This window comes from Bradyrhizobium genosp. SA-3 (assembly GCF_004212635.1).
GTDB lineage: Bacteria > Pseudomonadota > Alphaproteobacteria > Rhizobiales > Xanthobacteraceae > Bradyrhizobium.
The window spans coordinates 1-5,926 of the sequence record NZ_PSRT01000252.1 but is presented as its reverse complement, the minus strand read 5'-3'; the positions used below and the strand labels follow the sequence as shown (position 1 = coordinate 5,926).

Annotated in this window: 4 protein-coding genes and 1 pseudogene; 2 read left to right on the top strand and 3 right to left on the bottom strand. The window is 65.5% G+C overall.

Annotated elements, in window-relative coordinates:
• The 3 genes and pseudogenes from CWO91_RS41285 to CWO91_RS41275 form a co-directional block, all read right to left on the bottom strand.
• Window positions 1–301, bottom strand: a pseudogene (locus CWO91_RS41285) (ribonuclease HII); the annotation flags it as partial.
• Between the two features lie 75 nt (window positions 302–376).
• Complete coding sequence (locus CWO91_RS41280) at window positions 377–832, bottom strand: VOC family protein (protein WP_130221042.1); 456 nt, start codon at window positions 830–832, stop codon at window positions 377–379.
• Between the two features lie 23 nt (window positions 833–855).
• On the bottom strand, window positions 856–2,031 hold the full coding sequence (locus CWO91_RS41275) for a PA0069 family radical SAM protein (RefSeq protein WP_130221041.1): 1,176 nt from the start codon (window positions 2,029–2,031) through the stop codon (window positions 856–858).
• Window positions 2,032–2,237: 206 nt separating this feature from the next.
• On the opposite strand from CWO91_RS41275, the gene CWO91_RS41270 reads away from it, so the two are divergent.
• Window positions 2,238–4,652 carry a phosphoketolase family protein gene (locus tag CWO91_RS41270; RefSeq protein ID WP_165406067.1) on the top strand — a complete coding sequence of 805 codons (2,415 nt, stop codon included), beginning with the start codon at window positions 2,238–2,240 and terminating at the stop codon, window positions 4,650–4,652.
• Between the two features lie 4 nt (window positions 4,653–4,656).
• Entirely contained in the window at window positions 4,657–5,859 is a 1,203-nt protein-coding gene (locus CWO91_RS41265; RefSeq protein ID WP_130221039.1) for an acetate/propionate family kinase, read from the top strand.
• Window positions 5,860–5,926 lie beyond the last annotated feature (67 nt).

Sequence of the window (5,926 nt, the reverse complement as noted above, 5' to 3'; positions counted from 1 at the left end):
GGCCGCGGCCGGCCTCGTCGCAACCTGCGACCGGCCAGATGCCGCGCTTGATCAGCGCGCGCTCGCGGCGGAAGCTCGGCGGCGCCACGGCGATGATGCCTTTCGGGCCGGCGCTCTTGCCGGCTAAAACCTCAAGCTCCGACGCCTTGGCTTCCGACGTCTTCGCTTGCGACGGCTTGGCTTGCGACGGCCTGGCTTCCGGCGTCTTGGCTTCCGAGGCCTTGGCAGGCGCGGCCTTCTTCGCACCGTTCTTTTTTGGCGCGTCTTTGGCCGGCTTCTTGGCGGACTTGTCCCGAATCATGGCCGGGATCGTGCGCAAGGGACTTCGCCAGCGCAACTGGGAACCCCAGATAATTCCCGTTATTCAGGTCGCCCTCTACTCCCCCAGATGCACCCGCCGATCGTCACCGACATCGATGCCGGGCGCGACCACGACCTCCCAGGGATGGCCGTCGGGGTCCGTGAAATAGCCGGAATAGCCGCCGTAATCGGTCTCGTGCGCCGCTTTCAACAGCTTTGCACCCTTGTCGACAGCGAAGGCCAGCACCGCATCGACCTCCGCGCGCGTCCGGCAGTTCCAGGCGAGCGTCATCCCACGAAAGGCCGACGGCCTCGGATTGTCCGGCAACGCCGCGTCGGCGGCGAGCTGATCCCAGGGATACAAGGCAAGCACCGGACCACCGGTATCATAGAAGGCGACCGCTTCGCCGGTCGCCTTCAGCCGGCGCGAGAAACCGAGCGCGTCGTAAAAGGCGATGCTGGCGCGGATGTCGCTGACGCCGAGCGTGATGACGGTCAGCCGCGGCACCGGCACGGTAAGTTCCTCGCTCATGCTACGCCTCGTCCACTTCCCGATCAGAACAGGCTGAGCTGATCGCCGTTCCGCTTCGGTCGCGCGAAGTGATCCGTGGTCAGCTTGGAGCGCCGTTTGTTGAGGCCGAGCCTGTCGCAGGCGATCTCGAAGCGGCGGCCGATGGTCCAGGCCATCGGGCCGGTTCCCTTCATCCGCTCGCCCCATTTCGCATCGTAGTCGCGGCCGCCGCGCATGTCGCGGATCAGCGTGAAGACGTGGCGGTAGCGGTCCGGATAGTTCGCCATCAGCCATTCGCGGAACAGATCGCGCACCTCGAGCGGCAGCCGCAGCAGCACGTAGGAGGCTTCCTTGACGCCGGCATGGGCTGCGGCATCGAGGATGCGCTCGATCTCGGAATCGTTCAGCGCAGGGATCACGGGCGCGACCATCACCGTGGTCGGAATGCCGGCTTCCGAGAGCTGCTTGAGCGCCTCCAGCCGCTTCGGCGGCGTCGCGGCGCGCGGCTCCATGGTGCGCGCGAGCTTCGGATCGAGCGAGGTGACCGAGATCGCGACCTTGGCGAGATTGCGCTTGGCCATCTGCGCGAGAATGTCGATGTCGCGCACCACCAGCGCCGACTTGGTAACGATGCCGACGGGATGGCCGGTGCGCTCCAGCACCTCGAGGATGCCGCGCATGATCTTTCGCTCGCGCTCAATCGGCTGATAGGGATCGGTGTTGGTGCCGATCGCGATCATCCGCGGCTCGTAGCCGCTTGCTGCGAGCTCCTTCTCCAGCAGCGCCGGCGCCTCGGGCTTGGCAAACAGTTTTGACTCGAAGTCGAGCCCGGGCGACAGGCCGAGATAGGCGTGGGTCGGCCGCGCGAAGCAATAGACGCAGCCGTGCTCGCAGCCGCGATAGGGATTGATCGAGCGGTCGAAGCCGATGTCGGGGGAGTCGTTGCGGGTGATCACCTTGCGCGAGGTGTCGACGGCAACCGTGGTCTTGAACGGCGGCAGCTCCTCCAGGCTCTGCCAGCCGTCGTCGAAGGCGACGCGCGCCTCGGCCTCGTAACGGCCGCTGGCATTGGACTGGGCGCCCCGCCCTCGCCTTCGCGCGCGGTCGATGGCGACGCCAAGCTCGGGAAAATCGGCAGGAAAATCAGAAGGCGCACCCGCCGGCTCGGAGGGCGCCGTGACCGGCGGGTGCTTGAGGGCACGAGAAGATGCTCGACTCATGCAGCCAAAATAGCATCCGAACGGAACAAATCAAGAACAAGAACAAAAAACGCGAAAACAACCCCATGCACAGGCTGCCCAACCTTCGGGCGCGCGCCCTTGACCTCACGCAACACCGGCGCCGCGGCGATCCGGTTTCATGGCGAAGGGATCAATCGCGCCGGAACAATGTTGGTGACGATCGCTGGGTGAAGGTCGGCAAGAACATGACAAATCAACGACAATTGCGTGCGGCGAGCAGCGAACTCGATCTCCTCGATCGCTACTGGCGTGCCGCCAACTATCTCTCCGTCGGGCAAATCTATCTCCTCGACAATCCGCTGCTGCGCGAGCCGCTGCGGCCCGAGCACATCAAGCCGCGCCTGCTCGGCCATTGGGGCACGACGCCCGGTTTGAACTTCATCTATGCCCATCTCAATCGCGTCATCGGTGCGCTTGACCTCAACGTGATCTACGTCTGCGGCCCCGGCCATGGCGGCCCGGGCATGGTCGCCAACACCTATCTGGAAGGCAGCTACAGCGAGATCTATCCCGACATCGCGTGCGATGCGGACGGATTGCGCAAGCTGTTCAGGCAGTTCTCCTTCCCCGGCGGCATTCCGAGCCACGCGGCGCCGGAAACGCCGGGCTCGATCCACGAGGGCGGCGAGCTCGGCTATGCGCTGGTGCACGCCTATGGCGCGGCATTCGACAATCCCGACCTGATCGTCGCCTGCGTCGTCGGCGACGGCGAGGCCGAAACCGGCCCGCTCGCGGCGTCCTGGCACTCCAACAAGTTCCTCAACCCTGCCCATGACGGCGCGGTGCTGCCGATCCTGCATCTCAACGGCTACAAGATCGCCAACCCGACCGTGCTCGGGCGGATGCGCGACGAAGAGATCCGCGATCTCTTCCGCGGCCTCGGCCACGAGCCGCTGTTCGTCGCGGGCGACGATCCCAAATTGATGCACCAGGCCATGGCGGATGCGCTCGACGTCGCGCTCGCCAGCATCCGCTCGATCCAGCAGCACGCCCGCGACGGGCGCAGAAACGTCGAGCGACCGCGCTGGCCGATGATCGTGCTGCGCAGCCCCAAGGGCTGGACCGGCCCGAAGGAGGTCGACGGCAAGAAGGTCGAGGGTTTTTGGCGCGCGCATCAGGTCCCCGTTGCGAGCTGCCGCGAGAACCCGGCGCATTTGAAGGTGCTCGAAGACTGGATGCGCAGCTATGAGCCGGACAAGCTGTTCGACGCCGGTGGCGCGCTCATTCCCGAGCTTCAGGCGCTGGCGCCCGAAGGCCAGCGGCGGATGGGCGCCAATCCGCATGCCAATGGCGGGCTGTTGAAGAAAGAGCTGAAGCTGCCGGACTTCCGCGGCTTCGCGGTCGAGGTGCCACAGCCCGGCGGCGTCGTGGCGGAAGCCACACGCGAGCTCGGCAAATTCCTGCGCGACGTCATCCGCCTCAATGCCGATGCGCGCAACTTCCGCATCGTGGGCCCGGACGAGACGGCATCAAACCGGCTCGATGCGGTGTTCGAGGCCACCGAACGCGTCTGGATGGAGCCAACCGAATCTTACGACGTGCATCTCGCGCAAGACGGCCGCGTGATGGAGGTATTGAGCGAGCATCTCTGCCAGGGCTGGCTCGAAGGCTACCTGCTCACCGGCCGGCACGGCTTGTTCTCCTGCTATGAGGCCTTCATCCACATCGTCGATTCCATGTTCAACCAGCACGCCAAATGGCTGAAGGTGACGCGCGATCTGCCGTGGCGGCGCCCGATCGCTTCGCTCAACTATCTCCTGACCTCGCACGTCTGGCGCCAGGACCATAACGGCTTCAGCCATCAGGACCCTGGTTTCGTCGATCTCGTCGCCAACAAGAAGGCCGATATCGTCCGGATCTATTTCCCGCCTGATACCAACACGCTGCTGTGGATCGCCGATCATTGCCTGCGCACCTACAACCGCATCAATGTGATCGTCGCCGGCAAGCAGCCGGCGCCGCAATGGCTGTCGATGCAGGAGGCGGCCACGCATTGCGATGCCGGCATCGGCATCTGGATCTGGGCGGGCACGGAGGACGCAAACGCAGAGCCCGACGTGGTGATGGCCTGCGCCGGCGACGTGCCGACGCTGGAGACGCTCGCGGCCGTCGACCTCTTGCGCAAGGCGCTGCCTGACTTGAAGATCCGCGTCGTCAACGTCGTCGACCTCATGACGCTGCAGCCGAAGGAGCAGCATCCGCACGGTCTGTCCGACCGCGACTTCGACAGCCTGTTCACATCAGACAAGCCGGTGATCTTCGCCTATCACGGCTATCCTTATCTCATTCACCGGCTGACCTATAACCGCACCAACCATGGCGGCATGCATGTGCGCGGATTTGCCGAGGAAGGCACCACGACGACGCCGTTCGACATGGTCGTGCTCAACGAGCTCGACCGCTACCATCTCGCGATCGAGGCGATCGAGCGCGTCCCCGGGCTTGCGACCAGGGCTGCGCAGGTCAAGCAACAGTTCCGCGACAAGCTGATCGAACACTCCCGCTATGTCCGCGAGCATGGCGAGGACATGCCTGAGGTCCGCGATTGGGTCTGGCCGAACAGCGCCGGCGGCAACACGCCGGCCAAAGCCGGCGACTGAAGCCATGTCGGACACTGTCCTTGTGCTCAACTCGGGATCATCGAGCATCAAGTTCGGCCTGTTCGAGCTGGCGGCGTCAGGCCCCGACCTGCTCTGCAACGGCTTGCTCGACGAGCACGAGGCAACGCCCCGGCTCGTGGTGAAGGGGCCGACGGGCGAAACTCTGTTCGAGACGCGGAGGGACGCCGCGGATGCGGACAGCGGTCATCTGTTCGCCGATGTGCTGACGTTCATCGACGAGCGTTTTGGCGAGCACCGCTTGCGCGCCATCGGTCACCGCATCGTCCACGGCGGTCGGGATTACTCCGGCCCGGTCGAACTGACGGACGACGTCTATGCCAAGCTGGCGGCGCTGACGCCGCTGGCCCCGCTGCACCAGCCGCGGTGCCTCGAGCCGGTCCGCACCATGCAGGCGATCCGCCCCGATCTGACGCAGATCGCGTGCTTCGACACCGCCTTCCACCACGGCTTGCCGCCGCCCGCGGGCCGCTTCGCGATTCCGAGACGCTATGAGGAGCGCGGCGTCCGGCGCTGCGGGTTTCACGGCCTCTCCTTCGAATATGTCGCGGGGCGACTCGCGGCAATCGCGCCGCAGCTCGTCGCAAAGCGCACCGTCATCGCGCACCTCGGCAATGGTGCGAGCCTGTGCGCGCTGCGCGATGGCCGCAGCGTCGACACCACGATGGGACTGACACCGCTCGACGGCCTCGTGATGGGCACGCGCTGCGGCGCCATCGATCCCGGCGTGCTGCTCTATCTGCAACAGCACGAGCACATGTCGGTCGAGGCCATCCAGCACCTGCTCTATCTCGAGTCGGGCCTGCTCGGCGTCTCCGGCATCTCCGCGGACATGCGCACGCTGCTCGCGAGCAGCGCGGCCGCGGCGCGGGAGGCGGTCGATCTGTTCGTTTTCCGGTCGGCGCAGGAGATCGCGATGATGGCGACCACGCTTGCCGGGCTCGATTGCCTGATCTTCACCGGCGGCATCGGCGAGCATGCGAAGAAGATCCGCAGCGCGATCGGCGAACGCCTCGCCTGGCTCGGCGTACGGATCGATGCCGCGGCGAACGAGGACGCGCGCGAACGCATCAACGCTGACGATAGCGCCGTTGAGGTGTTCATCATTCCAACGAATGAGGAACTGACGATCGCTGGGCATTGTGCGGCGGTGCTGCAGACAATAGAGGCTCATCGGATTAGCCCGTGATGGCCGCCAATCCGTCATTGCGAGCGAAGCGAAGCAATCCAGACTGGCGCTGCGGCGGGACTCTGGA

Bases quoted from the DNA above. Each gene is read 5' to 3' on its own strand.
- CWO91_RS41270 (WP_165406067.1), top strand. From the start codon at position 2,238: ATGACAAATCAACGACAATTGCGTGCGGCGAGCAGCGAACTCGATCTC.
- CWO91_RS41280 (WP_130221042.1), bottom strand. From the start codon at position 832: ATGAGCGAGGAACTTACCGTGCCGGTGCCGCGGCTGACCGTCATCACG.
- CWO91_RS41275 (WP_130221041.1), bottom strand. From the start codon at position 2,031: ATGAGTCGAGCATCTTCTCGTGCCCTCAAGCACCCGCCGGTCACGGCG.
- CWO91_RS41265 (WP_130221039.1), top strand. From the start codon at position 4,657: ATGTCGGACACTGTCCTTGTGCTCAACTCGGGATCATCGAGCATCAAG.